Here is a 19,522-nt window from a genome sequence, read left to right on the forward strand (position 1 = left end):
TACTCACAATCCAGCCCCGAAACTTCAAGCCGTCACAAAGGCCCAAATCACCCCGCCTGCCACAAACGGCCCGAGGCGCAGGCCGCAGGCCACAGCCGAGACACCCGGCGCGCGCCCTTGGGCGCGCCCCTCAGGATCACTCCGCCGCGACCGGCGCCACATCCGCCTTTTCGACCCGGACGGCGGAAAACTTGAATTCGGGGATCTTGCCGAACGGGTCCAGCGCCGGGTTGGTCAGGATATTGGCCGCCGCCTCGACATAGGCGAAGGGCAGGAACACCATGTCGGGCGCCACCGCCCGGTCCGCCCGCGCCATGACCTCGACCGATCCGCGCCGGGTGGTCAGACGCACATGGCCGCCCGGCTCCACCCCCAGTTTGCGCAGGGTCGACGGGTGCAAGGAACAGTTCGCCTCCGGCTCCATCGCATCCAGCACGCTGGCCCGCCGCGTCATCGACCCGGTGTGCCAATGCTCCAACTGCCGCCCCGTGGTCAGGATCATCGGAAAGCTGTCGTCCGGCATCTCGGCGGGCGGTGTCACCCGCGCGGGCGTGAACTTGGCCCGCCCGGCGCGACGCGGAAAGCCATCGCCAAACACCACCGCCTGCCCCGGATCGTCCGGGCCGTTGCAGGGATAGGTGACGGCGGATTCCGTCTCCAGCCGCTTCCATGTGATGTGATGCAGGCTGCGCATCGACATCTTCATCTCGTCAAAGATTTCGCGCGGATCGTCATAATCCCAGTCCAGCCCGATGCGCCGCGCCAGATCAACGATGATCTGCCAATCCTCGCGTGCCTCGCCCGGCGGGTTCACCGCCTTGCGCACCATCTGCACCTGACGGTTGGTATTGGTCACGGTGCCGGTCTTTTCCGGCAGCGCCGAGGCCGGCAGGATCACATCGGCATAGTTCGCCGTTTCGGTCAGGAAAATATCCTGCACCACCAGATGATCCAACTGCGCCAGCGCCTTGCGGGCATGTTCAACATCCGGATCGCTCATTGCCGGGTTCTCACCCAGAATGTACATACCTTTGATCTCACCGCGATAAACGCGGTCCATGATCTCGACCACCGTCAGACCGGGGGCGGCCTGAATCTCGGTGCCGCGCCAGATGTGCTTGAACAGCTCGCGCACCTCCGGGTCGGTCACCGACTGGTAATCAGGCATCACCTGCGGGATCAGCCCGGCATCCGACGCGCCCTGCACGTTGTTCTGGCCACGCAGCGGGTGCAACCCGGTGCCCGACCGCCCCACCTGACCACACAACAGCGCCAGTGAGATCAGGCAGCGCGAATTGTCCGTCCCGTGGATGTGCTGGCTGACGCCCATTCCCCAAAAGATCATCGCCCGCTGCGCAGCCGCATAGCTGCGCGCCACGGTCTTTATCGTCTCGGCGTCGATGCCGCACAGTTCGGACATCCGCTCCGGCGTAAAGGCGCGGATATGATCGCGGAACTCGAAAAAGCCCTCGGTGAAGCCCTCGATATACTGCCGGTCGTACAGCTTTTCCTCGACGATCACGTTCATGATTGCATTCAGCAGCGCCACATCGGTGCCGGGGCGGAATTGCAGCATGTGTTTGGCGTGCCGCTTCATCGCGGTGCCGCGCGGGTCAAGGATGATCAGCTCGCCGCCGCGCTTGGTGAACTGTTTGAAATAGGTCGCGGCAACCGGATGGTTCTCGGTCGGGTTGGCGCCGATCACGATGGCCAGATCGGCGTTCTCGATCTCGTTAAAGCTGGCGGTGACCGCGCCAGAACCGACGTTTTCCATCAAGGCCGCCACGGACGACGCATGGCACAGCCGCGTACAGTGGTCGACGTTGTTGTGGCCAAAGCCCTGCCGGATGAACTTCTGAAACAGATAAGCCTCTTCGTTGGTGCATTTGGCGGAGCCAAATCCCGCGACAGAGGTGCCGCCGTAGTAGCTGCGCAGGTCACCCAGACCGTGCGCCGCCTTTTCCATCGCCTCTTCCCATGTTGCCTCACGGAAATGGGTCCACGGATTGTTTGGATCGACGTTGAGCCCCTTCTCCGGCGCATCGCTACGGCGGATCAACGGTTTCGTCAGCCGGTGCGGGTGGTGGATATAGTCAAAGCCAAACCGCCCCTTGACGCACAGCCGCCCTTCGTTCGCCGGGCCATTGATGCCTTCGACGTTCTTGACCTTGCCGTCCTTGACCTTGACCGACACCTGACAGCCAACGCCGCAGAACGGGCAGACCGATTTCACCTCTTCGTCGAAATCCTTGCTGTCGCCCACCTGCGCCGCGTTCAGCACGGTGGAGGGCATCAAGGCCCCGGTCGGGCAGGCCTGCACGCATTCGCCGCAGGCCACGCAAGACGACGCGCCCATGGGATCATCCAGATCGAACACCGGGTAGGCATCATGCCCGCGCCCGGCCATACCGATCACATCGTTGACCTGCACCTCACGGCAGGCGCGCACGCACAGCCCGCATTGGATACAGGCATCCAGATTGACCTTCATCGCGATATGGCTGTCATCCAGCAGCGGGATGCGCTCTGCCTCCAGCGTCGGAAAGCGCGACTCTGAAACACCGTTCGCCTCGGCCATGTCCCACAGATGTGAGGATTTATCATGCGCCGCGTCGCGGTCCGGCTGGTCCGCCAGCAGCAGTTCCATCACCAGTTTGCGGGCGTTTTCGGCGCGGACGGTGGCGGTCTGCACTACCATCCCCTCGGACGGTTCGCGGATACAAGAAGCCGCCAGAACGCGCTCGCCCTCGATCTCGACCATGCAGGCGCGGCAGTTGCCGTCGGGGCGATAGCCCTTTTGCGGCGTGTGACACAGATGCGGGATCTTCAGGCCGCGGCCGTTGGCCACCTCCCAGATCGTCATGCCTTGCTGCGCTTCGACCTCCTGGCCGTCGAGCGTGAATCGAATGGTATCGGACATGCGCGTCTCCCGTCTTCTGCGCTCGGTTAAAGCATGGGACGGCCGGGTTTCGCCGGTCAATCCCGACAGGATCGCGTGATTTTGCGGCCCCCCGGTTTCCGATCTGACACGGGCCGCTCTGAAATACCCCGGCGCGTCCGCAGGGATGGACAGACGGACCTGCGCGCCTGCGCACCAATCCCCTTCGCTTCTTCGGGCTTATCGGGGCGGCTGCGATGCGCCATCTATCAGGTCAAAGGAGACAACAGATGCCCGCACATCCCGACACCCGCATTGGCCACGTTCACCTGAAAGTGACCGACCTTGACCGCTCCATCACCTTTTACCGTGACGTGATCGGGCTGGAGGTGACGCAAACCTATGGCGCACAGGCCGCGTTTTTGTCGGCGGGCGGCTATCACCACCACATCGGCCTGAACACTTGGCACAGCAAAAACGGCCCGCGTCCCGATCCGCGCGCGCCGGGCCTGTACCATACCGCCTTTGTCTATCCCGACCGCGCCACCCTGGCGCAGGCCCTCAGAACCGCCATAGATGCAGGCGTCGAGATCGAGGGCGCCGCCGATCATGGCGTGTCAGAGGCCATCTATTTCTCCGACCCCGACGGCAATGGCATAGAGATCTACCGCGATCGCGCACCCGAGGAGTGGCCCCGCGACGCCTCTGGCACCCTGCAAATGATCAACGCACCGCTGGACCTGAAGGCGCTGCTGGCGGAGGGGGCCTAACGGCTCTGGACCTTCGCCGCCGCCGCGCCTAGCCTGCCGCCGAATTTACAAAAGGGGCAATCCATGGCGACCGGCACCAATATCCGTACCTATTTCAACGGCACATGGCATGAGGGCGACGCGATGATCATGCGCGCCGGGGATCACGGTGCCTGGCTGGGCTCTTCGGTCTTTGACGGCGCGCGCTATGCGCAGGGTGTCACGCCGGATCTGGACGCCCATTGCGCCCGCGTGAACCGCTCTGCCGAGGCGCTGATGCTGCGCCCCACCGTCGAGGCCAGCGAAATGGTGCAGATCGTTCAGGAGGGGCTGAAGGCCTACGCCCCGGACGCCGCCGTCTACATCCGCCCGATGTACTGGGGCATTGACGGCGATGCCACCGCCATCGTTCCGCAACCCGACAAGACCGGCTTTGCCCTGTGTCTTGAGGAAATTCCGATGGCCCCGGACACCGCCAGCGCCACATTGGGCCACACCCGGTTCCGCCGTCCGGTGCTGGAAAGCTCTGTCGTCAACGCCAAGGCCGGATGCCTCTACGCCAACAACGCCCGAATGCTGGCCGAGGTGCGCGCGCGCGGCTTTGCCAACGCGCTTGTGGCCGATGCCTTGGGCAATGTCGCCGAAACCGCCACCGCCAACGTGTTTATGGTGCGCGATGGCGTGGTCCTGACCCCGGTGCCCAACGGCACCTTCCTGTCGGGGATCACCCGCGCGCGCCACATCGCCAACCTGCGCGCCGACGGCGTCGAGGTGCGCGAAACCGTGCTGAGCTTTGAGGATTTCAATTCCGCCGATGAGGTGTTCATGTCCGGCAACATGAACAAGGTCACCCCCGTGACCGGGTTCGAGGACAAATCCTATCAGGTTGGCCCCGTCACCCGCCGCGTGCGTGAGATGTACTGGGACTGGGCGCACAGCGGCTGACACGCGGCCCGCGGCCTGCACGCTGGACAGGCGGGCGCCCCTCTGCCACGATCCCGCTCAGGAGAGACCCTATGCGCAAGTTCCTTGTCGTCCTCGACGACAGCCGAGAATGCCTGAACGCCATGCGCTTTGCCGCCATGCGCGCCGCCAAGTCGGGCGGTGGCGTCGCGATCCTGGCCGTCATTCCACCGGATGAATTCAACCACTGGATCGGCGTTGGCGACATCATGCGCGAAGAGGCCCGCGAACGGATCCATGCGCATTTCGAGGTCTTCGCCAAATGGATGCGCGACAAGCAGGGCGTCGACCCCGAACTGGTGATCCGCGAAGGTGATCCGGTCAGCGAAATCCTGGCCCAGGTCCAGGACGATCCCGAAATCGGTTTGCTGGTGCTGGGGGCTGCGGTCGACAAGAAAGGCCCCGGCCCGCTGGTCAGCCACATGACGCGCAGCGCAGGCTCTTTGCCGATCCCCGTGACAATTGTGCCCGGCGACCTGTCCAAGGACCGACTTGAGGCGATCACCTGACCGCAACGGCCGCCTGAAAAATCCGCAGACCCGCAGGGCAGCCCTCTTTTCCGCCCAGTTTAGAATCGTTCCAATCCTTGACGCCCGGACGTTGGGGGCGCATATAGGAACCATCCAGAAAAGGGTGATCCAAGATGTTCATTCAGACCGAATCCACGCCCAACCCCGCCACCCTGAAATTCCTGCCGGGTCAGACCGTGCTGGAGATGGGGACAGCGGACTTCCCCGCGCCCGAGGCTGCCGCCGCCTCGCCGCTGGCGCAGCGTCTTTTCGCGGTCGAGGGCGTCACCGGCGTCTTCTTTGGCAATGATTTTGTCACCGTGACCAAAAGCGACGCGTCGGATTGGGACCATCTCAAACCCGCGATCCTTGGCGCGATCATGGAACATTTCCAGTCCGGTCAGCCGGTCATGATGGATGGCGCGGCGCAGGCCGGTGGCCATGCCGCACATGATGGCGAGGACTCAGAGGTTGTCGGCCAGATCAAGGAGCTGCTGGACAGCCGCGTGCGTCCTGCAGTGGCCCAGGATGGCGGCGACATCACGTTCCACGGCTTTGACCGTGGCGTGGTCTACCTGCACATGCAGGGGGCCTGCGCGGGCTGCCCGTCGTCGACCCTGACGCTCAAGATGGGCATCGAAAACCTGCTGCGTCACTACATCCCCGAAGTGACCGAGGTCCGCCCCGTCGCGGTCTGACCAGTGTCCGGACCCAAACCAAACCCGTTTTCAGGGCGCTGCTGTTGCGGCGCCCTTTTGCCTGCGGCGCGTCCGCCCATGGTCGCGCGGGGCGACAGCGGCTTGACGCACCGCGCCGCCCCCCTTTCAGGCACGTGGACCGCATGACGCTCATCCTTGGCTTTGATACCTCTGCCGCCCATGTGGGCGCGGCGCTGTTCGACGGGGGCGATGTGATCGCCGCCGCCCATGAGGACATGGCGCGCGGTCAGGCCGAACGCCTGATGCCCTTGCTGACAGAGGTGTTGGCAGAGGCTGGCCTTGGCTGGGGCGATCTGGACGCCCTTGGCGTGGGCGTTGGTCCCGGCAATTTCACCGGGGTGCGCATTTCAGTGGCGGCGGCCCGTGGTCTGGCCTTGTCGCTGGGCATTCCGGCGGTCGGCGTGTCGCTGCTGGAGGCGGCGGCGCTCGATACCCCCGGCCCTGTGCTGTCCTGTCTCACCGCCCCGCGTGAACAGGCCTATGTGCAATCGCAGGGCATGATGCCCGATATCCACGCGCAGCTGGTCGCCGTGGCAGACATTCCGCCCGTCTGGTCACAGCCCGGCCTGACCTGCGTCGGCTCCGCCGCCGAGGCCGTTGCGGCGCACCTTAGTGCCACCAGCACCCCCGCCCGCTATGCCCCGGCCTCTGCCGTGGCGCGCATCGCGGCGTCCCGCTGGCGCGACCCGCTGCCACGCCCCGCGCCCTTGTACCTCAAACCTGCGGATGCCGCCCCTTCGCGCGATGCGCCACCGGTGATTCTGGATGACGCCTGAGACCCTCGCGGCGCTCACCCACCGCGCCTACCGCCACCTGACACCGTGGAGCGCCGCGCAGTTTGCCCAAACCCTGTCCAGCCCGCATAGCCTGCTGGCGACAACGGACCACGCCTTTGTGCTGGGCCAGATCATCGCCGACGAGGCCGAAATCCTTGCGCTGGCTGCCGATCCCGACAGGCAACGCACCGGAGAGGCATCGCGCGCCCTGACCGTCTTTCACACGCAGGCCGCCGCGCGCGGGGCAACGCGCGTGTTTCTGGAGGTCGCGGCGGCCAATGACCCGGCCCGCGCGTTCTATTCCGGACAAGGTTACACCCGCGCAGGCCTGCGTCGCGGCTACTATCCGCGCCCCGACGGCACGCGGGATGATGCCCTGATCATGTCGCGCGCATTGCCCTGACGTCAGGCCTTTGGCATTGGTCCCTCTGCAAAAATCGGTTGACCCCCCCTGTCCCCTGCGGCTTTCATTGCCGCATCATAAACAGACCGGGCGGAAAATCTGCCCGTCACACCAGGGAGCCTTCCATGACCTTCTTTGCCAAGACCCTCGGCACTGTCGCCGCACTGGCCCTCAGCGCCGGCGCGGCAGTTGCCGACGCGGCGCTGATCTATGACCTCGGCGGCAAGTTCGACAAATCCTTCAACGAGGCCGGTTTCAATGGTGCCGAACGGTACAAGGCCGAAACCGGCGGCAACTACCGCGACATCGAATTGCAGTCCGAAGTCCAGCGTGAGCAGGCCCTGCGCCGCTTCGCCGAGGCCGGTTTCAACCCGATCGTGACCACCGGCTTTTCGATGTCCACGCCGATCACCGCCGTGGCACCCGAGTATCCGGACACCAAGTTTGTCACAATCGACGGCTATGTCGATCCCGAGGCACACCCCAACGTCCTGTCGGTCCTGTTTGCCGAGCATGAAGGCAGCTACCTTGTCGGCATGATGGCGGCGATGGCCTCCGAATCCGATACCGTGGGCTTTGTCGGCGGCATGGACATTCCGCTGATCCGCAAGTTTGCCTGCGGCTATGCGCAGGGCGTGCTGGCGGTCAAACCGGATGCCAAGGTCATTTCCAACATGACCGGCACCACCCCCGCCGCATGGAATGACCCGGTCAAGGGGTCGGAACTGGCCAAGGCGCAGATTTCGCAGGGCGCCGACGTGATCTATGCTGCCGCTGGCGGCACCGGTCTGGGCGTGCTGCAAACCGCCGCCGACGAGGGCATCCTGTCGATCGGCGTGGACAGCAACCAGAACTACCTGCACCCCGGTTCGGTCCTGACCTCGATGCTCAAGCGCGTCGATGTCGCCGTGTTCGACGCCATGTCGGCCGGTCCCGATCTGGAAACCGGCGTGATCGCGCTGGGTCTGGCCAACAACGGCGTCGGCTACGCGCTCGACGACAACAACGCCGACCTGGTCAGCGCCGAGATGAAGGCCGCCGTGGATGCCGCGCGCGAGCAGATCATTGCCGGCGAAATCTCGGTCCACGACTATTCGTCCGACGACGCCTGCCCGGTTCTGAACTTCTGATCCACCATCTCTCCGGGCGCATCCTGCGCCCGGACCGCCTTTCTCGAGGGGCCGCCGCCAATGCGGCCCCTCTGCCTTCGCCTGCGAAAGCCGCAATGACATGACCGACACCCCCGCCATCGAACTCAAAGGCATCTCCAAGGCCTTTGGCCCCGTGCAGGCCAACAAGGACATCGCGATCCGCGTGATGCCCGGCACGATCCATGGCATCATCGGCGAAAACGGCGCGGGCAAATCGACCCTGATGTCGATCCTCTACGGCTATTACAAAGCCGACAAAGGGGATATTTTCATCAACGGCAAAAAGACCGCGATCCCCGACAGCCAGGCCGCGATCAGCGCCGGCATCGGCATGGTCTTTCAGCACTTCAAGCTGGTTCAGAATTTTTCCGTCCTCGAAAACGTCATTCTGGGCGTCGAGGACGGTGCCCTGCTGCAAACCTCGCTGGCCAAGGCGCGCGGCGTGCTCAAGCATCTGGCCGAAGAATACGAACTGCAGGTCGATCCCGACGCGCTGATCGAGGATCTGTCCGTCGGCCACCAGCAACGGGTCGAAATCCTCAAGGCGCTCTACCGCGAGGCGGAAATCCTGATCCTGGATGAGCCGACCGGCGTGCTGACCCCCGCCGAGGCCGACCACCTGTTCCGCATCCTCGAAGGGCTGAAACGAGAGGGCAAGACGATCATCCTGATCACGCACAAGCTGCGTGAGATCATGGAAATCACCGACACCGTGTCGGTCATGCGCCGGGGTGAGATGACGGCCACGGTCAAGACATCAGAAACCAGCCCCGAACAGCTGGCAGAGCTGATGGTGGGCCGCAAGGTGCTGCTACGCGTCGACAAGACCCCCGCCAAACACGGCAAACCCGTGCTGGAGGTTGAAAACCTGCGCCATGTCGATGAGGCCGGGGTTGAGCGGCTCAAAGGCATCTCGTTTACCGTGCGCGCGGGTGAAATCCTGGGACTGGCGGGCGTTTCCGGCAACGGCCAGACGCATCTGCTGCATGTGCTGGGCGGCTATGCCGACGCCACCGGGACGGTGCGCGTCAACGGGCAGGACATCGACCTGACCGGCAATTATTCGGACGGGAAAAGCCGCCGCGCGCGCGGCATCGCCCATGTCCCCGAGGACCGCCACCACGAGGCGCTGATCCTGCCGTTCGCCGCTTGGGAAAACCTGATCTTTGGCTATCACAACGACGCGGCCTACCAATCCGGCCCGCTGATGAACAACGCCGCGATCAAGGAAGAGGCCGCGCAAAAGATGATGCGGTTCGACGTCCGTCCGCCAAATGCAAACCTCGCCGCGCGTAACTTTTCGGGCGGCAACCAGCAAAAACTGGTCCTCGCCCGCGAGATCGAACGCAACCCTGAAATCCTGCTGGTCGGCCAGCCCACGCGCGGCGTCGACATCGGCGCGATCGAATTTATTCACCAACAGATCGTCGCCCTGCGTGACAAGGGCAAGGCCATCCTGCTGGTGTCGGTCGAACTGGACGAAATCCTGTCCCTGTCGGACCGCATCGCGGTGATGTTCGACGGTGAGATCATGGGCGAACGGCTGCCGTCCGAGACCAACCAGACCGAACTGGGCCTGCTCATGGCGGGCGTGACAGAGATGCCCGACAAGGACAAACCACTGATCGAGGTGGTGAACGAACAACTCGAAGCAAAGAAACGGCGTGAGGAGGCCGCGAAAAAAAATGGCTGATCTCCTGCACACGCGCCTGCCTGCCCCCCTGATCCGGATGGAGTCGCCGCATGGATAAGATGCCAGCCTGGGCCGACGCGGTCCTTGTTCCTGTGATTTCGGTGCTGCTGGCCGCCGCGATCTCGGCCCTTGTGATCCTTGCCATCGGCGAGAACCCGGTCACGGCCTTTCAGTTGATGGTCGACGGCGCGCTGATGAAGTCCTCTGGCTGGGGCTATACGCTGTACTATGCCACCAACTTCACCTTTACCGGGCTGGCGGTCGCGGTCGCCTTTCAGGCCAAGATGTTCAACATCGGCGGCGAGGGGCAGGCCCTGATCGGCGGTCTTGGCGTGGCGCTGGCCTGTCTCTATGTCCCATGGCCACACTGGAGCATTGCTCTGATCGGGGCCACCGCCTCATCGGCGATCTTTGGCGCGGCATGGGCGCTGATCCCGGGCTACCTGCAGGCCAAACGCGGCAGCCATATCGTGATCACCACGATCATGTTCAATTTCATCGCCTCGGCGGTGCTGAACTATGTTCTGGTCAACGTCCTGAAACCGCAGGGGTCGATGGAGCCCGCCTCGGGCCGCTTCCCCGAAGAGACCTTTTTGCCGACGTTCCAGCAGATGTTCTCGACCTCGGAGACGGTTCTGTTTCGCGGCTCTCCTGCGAATGTGTCCTTTTTCGTCGCCGTCCTCGCCTGCATTCTGGTCTGGCTGCTGATCTGGCGCACCCGGCTGGGCTATGAAATCCGCGCCTTTGGCAATTCAGAGACGGCGGCGAAATACGCCGGTATCTCGCCGGTCAAGATCACCGTCATCACCATGCTGATCTCGGGCGGTCTGGCGGGCATGATGGCGCTGAACACCACCATGGGTGAGGCAGAGCGCCTGGTGCTCAACGCCGCCGAAGGGGCGGGTTTCCTCGGCATCGCCGTGGCCCTCATGGGCCGGTCCCATCCGGTCGGCGTATTCCTTGCCGCGCTGTTGTTCGGCTTTCTCTATCAGGGCGGGGCAGAGCTTGCCTTCTGGACCTCGATCCCGCGTGAGCTGGTGACGGTCATTCAGGCACTGGTGATCCTGTTCACCGGCGCGCTGGACAACATGATCCGAATGCCGCTGGAAAAGATCTTTCTTTCCTTCCGCAAGGGAGACGTGTGATGGATTTCAACACGGTCATCCAGGTGCTCGACAGCACCATCCGCCTGTCCACGCCCCTGTTGCTGGCCTGCCTTGCGGGGTTGTTTTCGGAACGCTCTGGCATTGTCGACATCGGGCTAGAGGGCAAGATGCTGATCGCCGCGTTCTTTTCCGCCGCCGTGGCCTTCATGACCGGGTCGGTCTGGCTGGGCCTGCTGGCGGGCGTCGTCTCGTCCATGGCGCTGTCGGCCATTCACGGACTGGCCTCGATCACCTTTCGCGGCAACCAGATCATTTCCGGCGTGGCGCTGAATTTCCTCGCCTCCGGGCTGACCGTGCTGATCGCCCAGACGTGGTTTTCCCAGGGCGGGCGCACGCCGTCCCTGGTTGGTGGCGCGCGGTTCAGTGAACTGACCCTGCCATTCGCCGACAGCCTGCGCCCCGTGCCGGTTCTCGGGCCGATCTATGCCGATCTGATCTCGGGCCACTCGATCCTTGTCTATGTCGCGTTCCTGCTGGTGCCTCTGACGTGGTGGGTCATGTTCCGCACCCGGTTCGGCCTGCGCCTGCGCGCGGTCGGTGAGGCGCCAGAGGCGGTGGATACCGCCGGGGTCTCTGTCGTCGGGCTGCGCTTTGCCTCCATCGCCATCGCGGGTGTGCTGTGCGGTCTGGCGGGGGCTTATCTCGCCACTGGCCTGCAAGCAGGCTTTGTGCGCGAAATGACCGCCGGACGGGGGTACATCGCGCTTGCCGCGCTGATCTTTGCCAAATGGCGGCCTTGGTACGCGCTGGGGGCCTGCCTGCTCTTCGGGTTCCTGCAGGCCGTGGCGCTGCGGTTCCAGAACATTGACCTTGGTGCCTTTGTCGTGCCGGTACAGGTCATGGACGCACTGCCCTACATTCTGACCGTGGTCATCCTCGCCGGGTTCGTGGGCAAGGCGATCCCGCCCCGCGCCGGCGGCGAACCCTACGTCAAAGAGCGGTAATCGCCACGGCGATTCCCGCTCTCCCGCGCATTGACCACGGCGCCACTGGCGCAATGCTGCACTTGCAACCTCCCCGCGCATGGGGCTAGCTTGGCTCATGCAGGTCTACCTTCCCATCGCCGAAGTCTCAGTGAACGTTTTCCTCCTCCTCGGCCTCGGGGGGCTGGTCGGGATATTGTCGGGAATGTTCGGCGTGGGCGGCGGATTTCTGATGACTCCGCTGCTGTTTTTCATCGGCGTGCCGCCTGCTGTGGCCGTCGCCACCGGGGCAAACCAGATCGTCGCCGCATCGGTGTCCGGCCTGATGGCACACCTCAAACGCAAGACGGTGGACCTCCGAATGGGCACGGTCCTGCTGATTGGCGGCCTTGTCGGCGCGGCGATTGGCGTCGTACTGTTCAACTACCTGAAATCGCTGGGCCAGGTCGATCTGCTGATCAACCTGTGCTACGTCGTGTTCCTCGGCATCATCGGCGCGCTGATGTTTGTCGAAAGCCTGAATGCCCTGCGCAAATCCCGCCGCGGCACACCGCCCAAGCGCAAGAAACACAACTGGATCCACGCGCTGCCGTTCAAGATCCGGTTCCGCACCTCGGGACTGTATATCTCCGTCATCCCGCCGCTGGTGGTAGGCCTCGCCGTGGGGGTGCTCGCCGCCGTCATGGGCGTCGGCGGTGGCTTTATCATGGTGCCCGCCATGATCTACCTGCTGAACATGCCGACCAAGGTCGTCATCGGCACCTCTCTGTTCCAGATCATCTTTGTCACCGCCTTCACCACGCTGCTGCATGCCACGACCAACTATACCGTCGACGTCATGCTGGCGGTGCTGCTGCTGGTCGGCGGCGTCGTGGGCGCGCAGGTCGGCACCACCATCGGCATGCGGCTGCGGGCCGAACAATTGCGCATCCTGCTGGCCGGTCTTGTCCTACTGGTCTGTGGCAAGCTGGCGCTCGATCTGCTGCTGACCCCGTCCGAACTCTATGTCATCGCCGAGGTTCCCGGCTCATGACCCGCTGGCTGATCCTCCTCCTGCTCCTCGCGCTGCCCGCCCGCGCAGAGGAAGTCGTGCTGGGCCTGAGCAAGGACATCGTCCAGATCTCCACCGATTTCGACGGCTCCGACATCCTGATCTTCGGCGCGGTCAAACGGGACACCCCGATCACCGGCGACCCGCTTCAGGTGATTGTCGCGGTCGCCGGCCCGCACAAGCCCCTCAACGTCTGGCGACAGGCGCGCCGGTTCGGCATCTGGGTCAACGCCCATGCGGTCGAGGTGGACTCCGCGCCCAGCTTCTACGCCATCGCCACCTCGGCCCCCTGGGACGCGGTGATCTCGGACACAGAGGACCTGCGCCACCGGATCTCGATCCCGCGCGCCATCCGCTCTGTCGGGGCCCCGATGGACGTCCCCGATGCGCAAAGCTTCACAGAGGCGGTGATCCGCATCCGCAGCCGTGACGGCACCTACCAACTGCTCGAAAACACCGTGACCGTGCGCGAGGAAACCCTCTTCAACACCGCCGTCTCGATGCCCGCCAACCTGACCGAAGGCACCTACCCGACGCGCATCTTCCTCACACGGGGCGGCACCGTCGTCGCCTCCTACGAGACCGAAATCGAGGTGCGCAAAGTCGGCCTGGAACGCTGGCTCTTCGTGCTCTCGCGTCAACAGCCCCTGGTCTACGGCCTGATGTCACTGTTCATCGCCATCGCGGCTGGCTGGGGTGCCTCCGCCGCCTTCCGCGTCCTGAGATCACAATAGGCCCCGCCCCATGACCCGAACGCCCCCCGGCACCCGCAGCCAATACCGCGCCTTCCGCACCCTGCCGACCCGCTGGATGGACAACGACGAATACGGCCACATGAACAACGCCACCTACCTGTCGCTGTTCGACACGGCGATCAGCCTGTGGCAGATGGACAACGGCATCGCGATCCGCGGACCGCAGGCCATGCGCCTGCTCGTGGTGGAAACCGGCTGCCGCTACCATGCAGAGGCGGGCTTCCCCGACCTGATCCACGCAGGCCTGCGCCTTGGCCACCTCGGCACCTCCTCCATGCGCACAGAGGTCGGCCTGTTCCGCAACGACGACAGCACCGCCTGCACCGAAGGGTTCTTCACCCAGGTCCTGACCGACACAGACGGCCGTCCCACGCCGCTCCCCCCCGCTCTCCGCGAAACCCTGCAGACCCTCCTGCCCTGACACCCAGACACCAGACATCCGAACCAGACATCCGTCCCAAACGCCAAACCGCCCCACGCTTCTTCTGGCCAAAAATATCCCGGGGTGAATTGGCCATCGGCCAAGAGGGGCAGCGCCCCTCACCGCCTGCGGGCTTGTCCCGCAGGCTCAACCAGCCCTGCCAACGGCGGGCCAGCCGGATCACGCCCCCTCACCCCTTTTCGTGGAAATAGGCGTAGACCCGCTCCGCCAGTGCCGCGCTGACCCCCTCCACCGCCTTCAGATCGGCCAGGTTGGCGCGGCTCACCGCCTTGGCAGAGCCGAAATGCGCCATCAGCGCGCGCCTGCGGGCCGCGCCAACACCGGGCACCTCGTCCAGCGGGTTGGCCATCTGCGATTTCGCCCGCTTCGCCCGGTGGGTGCCAATGGCAAAGCGGTGCGCCTCGTCGCGCAGGCGTTGGACGAAATATAGCACCGGATCGTTGTGCCGCAGCGCAAAGGGCCGCTGCCCGACACGGTGAAATTCCTCCTTGCCCGCGTCGCGGTCGATACCCTTGGCGACCCCGACAAACGGCAGATCGTCCACGCCGTGTTCCGCCATGATCTCGGCCACCGCCGACACCTGCCCCGCGCCGCCGTCGATCAGCATCAGGTCAGGCCACAGCCCCTTGTCCCGGTCCGGATCGTCCTTCTGCAACCGCGTCAGACGCCTATGCAGGACCTCCTTCATCATGCCAAAGTCATCGCCGGGCACCAGGTCCGCACCCTTGATGTTGAACTTGCGGTACTGGTTCTTCATGAACCCGTCCGGCCCGGCCACGATCATCCCGCCCACCGCGTTGGTGCCCTGGATGTGGCTGTTGTCATAGACCTCGACCCGCGCGGGCGGCGCGTCCAGGTCAAACGCCTCGGCCAGCCCCTTCAACAGTTTGGTCTGCGCCGCGCTTTCCGACATCTTGCGGCCAAGGCTCTCCTTGGCGTTGCGCAGCGCTCCGTCGATCAGTTCCGCCTTTTCGCCCCGCTGCGGCACGGTGATCTCGACCTTGCGGCCCGCCTTGTCCGACAGCGCCTCACACATCAGGTCCGCGTCCTCGATCCCGTGGCTCAGCAGCAGCAGACGCGCCGGTTCCTTCTGGTCGTAGAACTGGCCCAGAAAGGCCTCCATGGCCTCCGCATGGCTCACGTCCTCGCCGACGCGGGGGTAGAAATCCTGATTGCCCCAGTTCTGGTTCGCACGGATGAAAAACACCTGTACACAGGCCTGTCCGCCCTCCATGTGCAGCGCGATCACATCCGCCTCGGCGGTGGTCTGCGGGTTGATCCCCTGCGCCGTCTGCACCTGCGTCAACGCCCGGATACGATCGCGCAAGGCCGCCGCACGCTCAAACTCCATCGCCTCGGATGCTTCGGCCATCTGTAACTTCAACTGCGCCTGGATCTGGGTCGAGCGCCCCGACAGGAACCGCTGCGCATCCCTAACGCTTGCGCCATACTCTTCGGGGCTGATCTTGCCGACACAGGGCGCGCTACAGCGTTTGATCTGGTGTTGCAGACAGGGCCGCGTGCGGGTGTCGAACATGGAATCCGAGCAGTTGCGCAGCAAAAACGCCTTCTGCAACTGGTTCAGCACCCGGTTGACCGCCCCCGCGCTGGCAAAGGGGCCGTAGTAATCGCCCTTCTCCTTTTTCGCGCCGCGATGCTTCTTGATCATCGGGTAGTCATGATCGGTCACAACGATGTTGGGAAAGGACTTGTCGTCACGCAGCAGCACGTTGAACTTGGGCTTCAACTGCTTGATCAGGTTCTGCTCCAGCAGCAGCGCCTCGGTCTCTGTCCGGGTGGTCAGGAACATCATCGACGCGGTGTCAGAGATCATCCGTTCGATGCGGCGCGAATGCCCGGTGGGCCGCGCATAGCTCGACACCCGCGCCTTCAGGTTGCGCGCCTTGCCGACGTACAGAACGCGGCTCTGGTCATCCAGCATCCGGTAAACGCCGGGCGAACTGTCCAGCGAATTCAGATAGCCCTGAATGATGTCGTGCCCGTTTGCCACGGTGGAATCCCTCCCTTGCCAAGTCCCGACCGGCAGCCATACGCCCCTGCAGACCGATGCGCGATTCCTTGCCTTTGCTGCAACGCGGCTTAGCCCGGTTCAAGTGTTATTGCATCCACCGAAACTGTGGATAAACCTGCGGGCAATTTCCGGGCATGTCGAAATTCTCCTTGTTTCAGGCCCACTTCGCGGCGCTGCACAAATTTTAGGCAATAATTCAAGCCATTGATTTTATTGAAAATAAAACCAGCCACCTTACAAGCTATTGAGAATCTTCATCTTTTCGTAACGCTTTTGTTAAGGGTTTGTGACCAGTGCAAAACTTCCCCGACGGCAGGTCACTCGACACCCGTTACATCCGGTGTCTGCCAGGCCAGGTGCTGCCCCCCGTCGATGCAGAACAGCTGCCCGGTCACCGCTTTCGCCTTCAGGAAGAACTCCAACGCATCGGTGATATCCTCAGGGTTGACGCCCCGTCCCGACACCGTGGCCGCGCGCTGGCGTGCAAACGATTCGGCATCCTGCCGCCCGCCCTGCAACGTCGGCCCCGGTCCGATCGCGTTCACCCGCACCTTTGGGGCCAACGCCTGCGCCGCAGTCTGGGTCAGCGTCCACAGCGCCGATTTCGCCAGAGTGTAGCTCATGAACTCGGGCGTCAGCTTGCGCACCCGCTGGTCAATCATGTTGACCACCAGCCCCTGCGCCACCGGCTCTGCACGCGCATCCATCACCGGTTCCGGCACCTGCGCCGCAAAGGCCTGCGTCAGCACAAAAGGCGCGCGCAGGTTGCTCTCAAAATGCCGGTCCCAACTGTCGCGCGTGGCGCTGGTGATGTCATCGTGTTCAAAGATCGAGGCATTGTTGACCAGCACCGTCAGCGGCCCGCCCAGCGCCTGCGCCGCGCGCCCCACCAATGCCTGCGCCTCGTCCTCGACCAGCAGATCCGCCTGCAAGGCCACCGCCTGCCCGCCGCGCGCGACGATGCCCGAAACGACCTCCTGCGCCGCCTGCTGCGATCCCGCGTAATGCACCGCCACCGCGTAGCCCTGCGCTGCCAGCGTCTCTGCCATGGCGCGGCCCAAACGCCGCCCCGCCCCTGTCACCAGTGCGCGTCCCGCCACTCCGCTCATGTGCTCCTCCGTCAGGTCAATACGATGACGACATAGCTCACATAAAGCCCCGACAAGAGCACGCCCCAGACGCGGCCAATGTCGCGGCCGAAAAAGACAAACGGCATCAGCAAGGCAGAGGCCCCCAGCATGACCCACAGGTCAAACTGCAAGAACCCCGGGCTGACCTCTATCGGCGCGATCAGCGAGGCGACCCCGATGATGGCCAGCAGGTTGAACAGGTTCGACCCGATCACGTTGCCGATGGCCACATCCGCCTGCCTGCGGATCGCCGCCATCACCGTTGTCGCCAGTTCCGGCAGCGATGTGCCCAGCGCAACCAGCGTCAGGCCGATCACCGCATCCGGCACGCCATACATACGGGCGATTTCCTCGGCGCTGTCGACCAGCAGATCCGCGCCCAGCGGCAGGCCGATCAGGCCCAGCGCCAGAAACAACCCGATCTTCCACCACGGCATGTCCGGGTCCGCGCCCTCGGGCTCTTCAAGGTCGGCGTCCGCAACGCCACTCGCCCGGTGACGCAGCGCATCACGGACCTGACCGCCAAGAATGACCACCAGCAAGACCAGCAGGCCGATGCCCGCCGTCATGTCAAACACGCCCCGGAACGCCAGCGCGATAAAGACCAGCGTCGCGCCCATCATCTGCACATAGCTGGACCGGGTATCACATTGGCTGGTGTGCATGATCGTGATCAGGCCGGGCACACCCAGCACCAGCAGCACATTGGCGGTGTTCGACCCCACCACGTTGCCCAGCGCAATGCCCGGCGCATTTTCCAGCGCCGCCTTGATGGAAATCAGCAATTCGGGTGCCGAGGTGCCAAAGGCGACAATGGTCAGGCTGACGATCAGCGCCGGAATCCCCATGCGCAAAGAGACGTTCACCGCCCCTTTGACAAGCGCATCACCGGCCAGCAACAGGATGACCAGGCCAAGAGCCGCGTAGCCGTAAACCATCTCAGGTCTTCCCCTTTCGGCAGTCGCAGGGGCCCTTGCCGATCTTGTACCGGCCACAGTGCGGACATTTCTTTGATCCCAGCCGCGCGCGGTCGCGCAACTGGCCCAGCTGACGTGCCCCCGGCACGCGCAACTTGCCGAAGAATCCCAAAATGGCAATGAATGCCAGGAAAAGGGCGACAATCTTGACGATCAAGACAGACCAAACCGCGCGTAGTCCGCGCGTTCCTCGATCTCGCCCAGCGTGCCCTGCACCACCTGCGCGCCCAGACGCGGCAGCAGCGGCTTGCGCTGTTCAAAGCGTTTGAAACGCACCTTGTCACCAAAACGCGCCTTCATGGCGGGCACCAGGTGTCCGATGCCATCGGCCAGCCCCTCATCCACCGCCGATTGCCCAATCCAGACCTCGCCGGTGAACAGTTCCGGATTTTCGGTCAGCTTGTCGCCGCGCCGGTCCCGGATCTGGGCAATAAACGTGCCGTGCAACTGTTCCAGCAGCCGGGTCAGGCGGGCAACGTCCTCAGGCTTTTCGGGGCGGAACGGGTCCAGCATGCTCTTGGATTTGCCAGCGGTGTGCACGCGGCGTTCAATCCCCTGCCGTTGCAGGAACTCGGACGCGCCAAAGCCCGATGAAATCACCCCGATGGACCCAAGGATCGAACTGGGGTCGGCGATGATCTCATCTGCCGCACTTGCGATCCAATAGCCGCCAGAGGCCGCCACGTCCTCGACAAAGGCAATCACCGGCACCTCGTGCTCATCCGCCAGCCGCCGGATGCGCGCGCCGATCAAAGAGCTTTGCACCGGCGACCCGCCGGGCGAGTTGATCTCCAGCGCGACGGCGTCCGGTTTGGACCGAAAGGCCTTTTCCAGCATACCCGCGACCGAACGGTCGCTGATGCTGGACCGTCCCGGCACGCCGATGGCGCCTTGCAAGCGCACAACCGACACCCGTGGAGAGGATTTCAGAAAGGGGATCCAACGTCTCATGGCTGGCGATGTAGAGGCGGCCAGAGGGACAAACAAGGCGACCCCTGAAAACTCCCTTCGTTGTGGCGCTTTGGTCGCGCGATTTCCGGGACGCGCGGCCACGACGCCGGGGAACCTGCTGGTCCCGGGCTTGGACAGACTTGGGGGCGCACCCTCACCTGCGACACGTCCCAAGGATTCAGGCAAACTCAGGTTCCCCGAGAAAGCGCGATACCTGTGTGGCGAGCAGGGGTTTCTCACCCCGACTCCCCCCA

At 64.1% G+C, this 19,522-nt stretch carries 18 protein-coding genes; 13 read left to right on the forward strand and 5 right to left on the reverse strand.

The window, feature by feature from the left end; translation table 11 throughout:
* Window positions 1-136 precede the first annotated feature (136 nt).
* Window positions 137-2,920: a formate dehydrogenase subunit alpha gene (fdhF, locus tag CHB90_RS14205; protein ID WP_089278535.1), complete on the reverse strand. Its 2,784-nt coding sequence runs from the start codon at window positions 2,918-2,920 to the stop codon at window positions 137-139.
* 248 nt (window positions 2,921-3,168) lie between these two features.
* On the opposite strand from fdhF, the gene CHB90_RS14210 reads away from it, so the two are divergent.
* The 13 genes from CHB90_RS14210 to CHB90_RS14270 all read left to right on the forward strand — a co-directional run bounded on the left by CHB90_RS14210 (window position 3,169) and on the right by CHB90_RS14270 (window position 14,157).
* Window positions 3,169-3,648: a VOC family protein gene (locus CHB90_RS14210; RefSeq protein ID WP_089278536.1), complete on the forward strand. Its 480-nt coding sequence runs from the start codon at window positions 3,169-3,171 to the stop codon at window positions 3,646-3,648.
* 63 nt (window positions 3,649-3,711) lie between these two features.
* Complete coding sequence (locus tag CHB90_RS14215) at window positions 3,712-4,572, forward strand: branched-chain amino acid aminotransferase (protein ID WP_089278537.1); 861 nt, start codon at window positions 3,712-3,714, stop codon at window positions 4,570-4,572.
* Between the two features lie 71 nt (window positions 4,573-4,643).
* Window positions 4,644-5,099 carry a universal stress protein gene (locus tag CHB90_RS14220; protein ID WP_089278538.1) on the forward strand — a complete coding sequence of 152 codons (456 nt, stop codon included), beginning with the start codon at window positions 4,644-4,646 and terminating at the stop codon, window positions 5,097-5,099.
* 134 nt (window positions 5,100-5,233) lie between these two features.
* Window positions 5,234-5,797, forward strand: a complete 564-nt coding sequence (locus tag CHB90_RS14225; protein WP_089278539.1) for a NifU family protein — start codon at window positions 5,234-5,236, stop codon at window positions 5,795-5,797.
* A gap of 143 nt (window positions 5,798-5,940) precedes the next feature.
* Window positions 5,941-6,594: a tRNA (adenosine(37)-N6)-threonylcarbamoyltransferase complex dimerization subunit type 1 TsaB gene (tsaB, locus tag CHB90_RS14230; RefSeq protein WP_089278540.1), complete on the forward strand. Its 654-nt coding sequence runs from the start codon at window positions 5,941-5,943 to the stop codon at window positions 6,592-6,594.
* Window positions 6,584-6,997, forward strand: a complete 414-nt coding sequence (locus tag CHB90_RS14235; RefSeq protein WP_089278541.1) for a GNAT family N-acetyltransferase — start codon at window positions 6,584-6,586, stop codon at window positions 6,995-6,997. Before tsaB ends, CHB90_RS14235 begins: the two co-directional genes overlap by 11 nt.
* Before the next feature lie 125 nt (window positions 6,998-7,122).
* Window positions 7,123-8,127 carry a BMP family lipoprotein gene (locus CHB90_RS14240; RefSeq protein ID WP_089278542.1) on the forward strand — a complete coding sequence of 335 codons (1,005 nt, stop codon included), beginning with the start codon at window positions 7,123-7,125 and terminating at the stop codon, window positions 8,125-8,127.
* 100 nt (window positions 8,128-8,227) lie between these two features.
* Window positions 8,228-9,841, forward strand: a complete 1,614-nt coding sequence (locus tag CHB90_RS14245; protein ID WP_089278543.1) for an ABC transporter ATP-binding protein — start codon at window positions 8,228-8,230, stop codon at window positions 9,839-9,841.
* A 50-nt stretch (window positions 9,842-9,891) separates the two neighbouring features.
* Complete coding sequence (locus CHB90_RS14250) at window positions 9,892-10,986, forward strand: ABC transporter permease (protein WP_089278544.1); 1,095 nt, start codon at window positions 9,892-9,894, stop codon at window positions 10,984-10,986.
* Complete coding sequence (locus CHB90_RS14255) at window positions 10,986-11,951, forward strand: ABC transporter permease (RefSeq protein ID WP_089278545.1); 966 nt, start codon at window positions 10,986-10,988, stop codon at window positions 11,949-11,951. Before CHB90_RS14250 ends, CHB90_RS14255 begins: the two co-directional genes overlap by 1 nt.
* 97 nt (window positions 11,952-12,048) lie before the next feature.
* Complete coding sequence (locus CHB90_RS14260; RefSeq protein WP_089278546.1) at window positions 12,049-12,963, forward strand: sulfite exporter TauE/SafE family protein; 915 nt, start codon at window positions 12,049-12,051, stop codon at window positions 12,961-12,963.
* Window positions 12,960-13,715: a TIGR02186 family protein gene (locus CHB90_RS14265; protein WP_089278547.1), complete on the forward strand. Its 756-nt coding sequence runs from the start codon at window positions 12,960-12,962 to the stop codon at window positions 13,713-13,715. The genes CHB90_RS14260 and CHB90_RS14265 overlap by 4 nt, the downstream gene beginning before the upstream one ends.
* Window positions 13,716-13,725: 10 nt before the next feature.
* Entirely contained in the window at window positions 13,726-14,157 is a 432-nt protein-coding gene (locus CHB90_RS14270) for an acyl-CoA thioesterase (protein WP_089278548.1), read from the forward strand.
* A 190-nt stretch (window positions 14,158-14,347) separates the two neighbouring features.
* Here CHB90_RS14270 and uvrC read toward each other — a convergent pair whose 3' ends face one another.
* From uvrC to CHB90_RS14295, 4 genes are all read right to left on the reverse strand, one after another.
* Window positions 14,348-16,189, reverse strand: coding sequence for an excinuclease ABC subunit UvrC (gene uvrC / locus CHB90_RS14275; RefSeq protein WP_245823251.1), 1,842 nt, complete (start codon window positions 16,187-16,189; stop codon window positions 14,348-14,350).
* A gap of 338 nt (window positions 16,190-16,527) precedes the next feature.
* Window positions 16,528-17,319: an SDR family oxidoreductase gene (locus CHB90_RS14280; RefSeq protein ID WP_089278550.1), complete on the reverse strand. Its 792-nt coding sequence runs from the start codon at window positions 17,317-17,319 to the stop codon at window positions 16,528-16,530.
* A gap of 11 nt (window positions 17,320-17,330) precedes the next feature.
* Complete coding sequence (locus tag CHB90_RS14285; RefSeq protein WP_089278551.1) at window positions 17,331-18,278, reverse strand: calcium/sodium antiporter; 948 nt, start codon at window positions 18,276-18,278, stop codon at window positions 17,331-17,333.
* A 192-nt stretch (window positions 18,279-18,470) separates the two neighbouring features.
* Window positions 18,471-19,268: a S49 family peptidase gene (locus CHB90_RS14295; RefSeq protein WP_089278553.1), complete on the reverse strand. Its 798-nt coding sequence runs from the start codon at window positions 19,266-19,268 to the stop codon at window positions 18,471-18,473.
* Between the last annotated feature and the right edge of the window lie 254 nt (window positions 19,269-19,522).

Origin of the sequence: Antarctobacter heliothermus (assembly GCF_900188425.1) — a bacterium.
GTDB classification, from domain to species: Bacteria; Pseudomonadota; Alphaproteobacteria; order Rhodobacterales; family Rhodobacteraceae; genus Antarctobacter; species Antarctobacter heliothermus.

Coding starts and splice junctions, on each gene's coding strand:
- fdhF (WP_089278535.1), bottom strand. CDS start 2,920: ATGTCCGATACCATTCGATTCACGCTCGACGGCCAGGAGGTCGAAGCG.
- CHB90_RS14210 (WP_089278536.1), top strand. CDS start 3,169: ATGCCCGCACATCCCGACACCCGCATTGGCCACGTTCACCTGAAAGTG.
- CHB90_RS14215 (WP_089278537.1), top strand. CDS start 3,712: ATGGCGACCGGCACCAATATCCGTACCTATTTCAACGGCACATGGCAT.
- CHB90_RS14220 (WP_089278538.1), top strand. CDS start 4,644: ATGCGCAAGTTCCTTGTCGTCCTCGACGACAGCCGAGAATGCCTGAAC.
- CHB90_RS14225 (WP_089278539.1), top strand. CDS start 5,234: ATGTTCATTCAGACCGAATCCACGCCCAACCCCGCCACCCTGAAATTC.
- tsaB (WP_089278540.1), top strand. CDS start 5,941: ATGACGCTCATCCTTGGCTTTGATACCTCTGCCGCCCATGTGGGCGCG.
- CHB90_RS14235 (WP_089278541.1), top strand. CDS start 6,584: ATGACGCCTGAGACCCTCGCGGCGCTCACCCACCGCGCCTACCGCCAC.
- CHB90_RS14240 (WP_089278542.1), top strand. CDS start 7,123: ATGACCTTCTTTGCCAAGACCCTCGGCACTGTCGCCGCACTGGCCCTC.
- CHB90_RS14245 (WP_089278543.1), top strand. CDS start 8,228: ATGACCGACACCCCCGCCATCGAACTCAAAGGCATCTCCAAGGCCTTT.
- CHB90_RS14250 (WP_089278544.1), top strand. CDS start 9,892: ATGGATAAGATGCCAGCCTGGGCCGACGCGGTCCTTGTTCCTGTGATT.
- CHB90_RS14255 (WP_089278545.1), top strand. CDS start 10,986: ATGGATTTCAACACGGTCATCCAGGTGCTCGACAGCACCATCCGCCTG.
- CHB90_RS14260 (WP_089278546.1), top strand. CDS start 12,049: ATGCAGGTCTACCTTCCCATCGCCGAAGTCTCAGTGAACGTTTTCCTC.
- CHB90_RS14265 (WP_089278547.1), top strand. CDS start 12,960: ATGACCCGCTGGCTGATCCTCCTCCTGCTCCTCGCGCTGCCCGCCCGC.
- CHB90_RS14270 (WP_089278548.1), top strand. CDS start 13,726: ATGACCCGAACGCCCCCCGGCACCCGCAGCCAATACCGCGCCTTCCGC.
- CHB90_RS14280 (WP_089278550.1), bottom strand. CDS start 17,319: ATGAGCGGAGTGGCGGGACGCGCACTGGTGACAGGGGCGGGGCGGCGT.
- CHB90_RS14285 (WP_089278551.1), bottom strand. CDS start 18,278: ATGGTTTACGGCTACGCGGCTCTTGGCCTGGTCATCCTGTTGCTGGCC.
- CHB90_RS14295 (WP_089278553.1), bottom strand. CDS start 19,268: ATGAGACGTTGGATCCCCTTTCTGAAATCCTCTCCACGGGTGTCGGTT.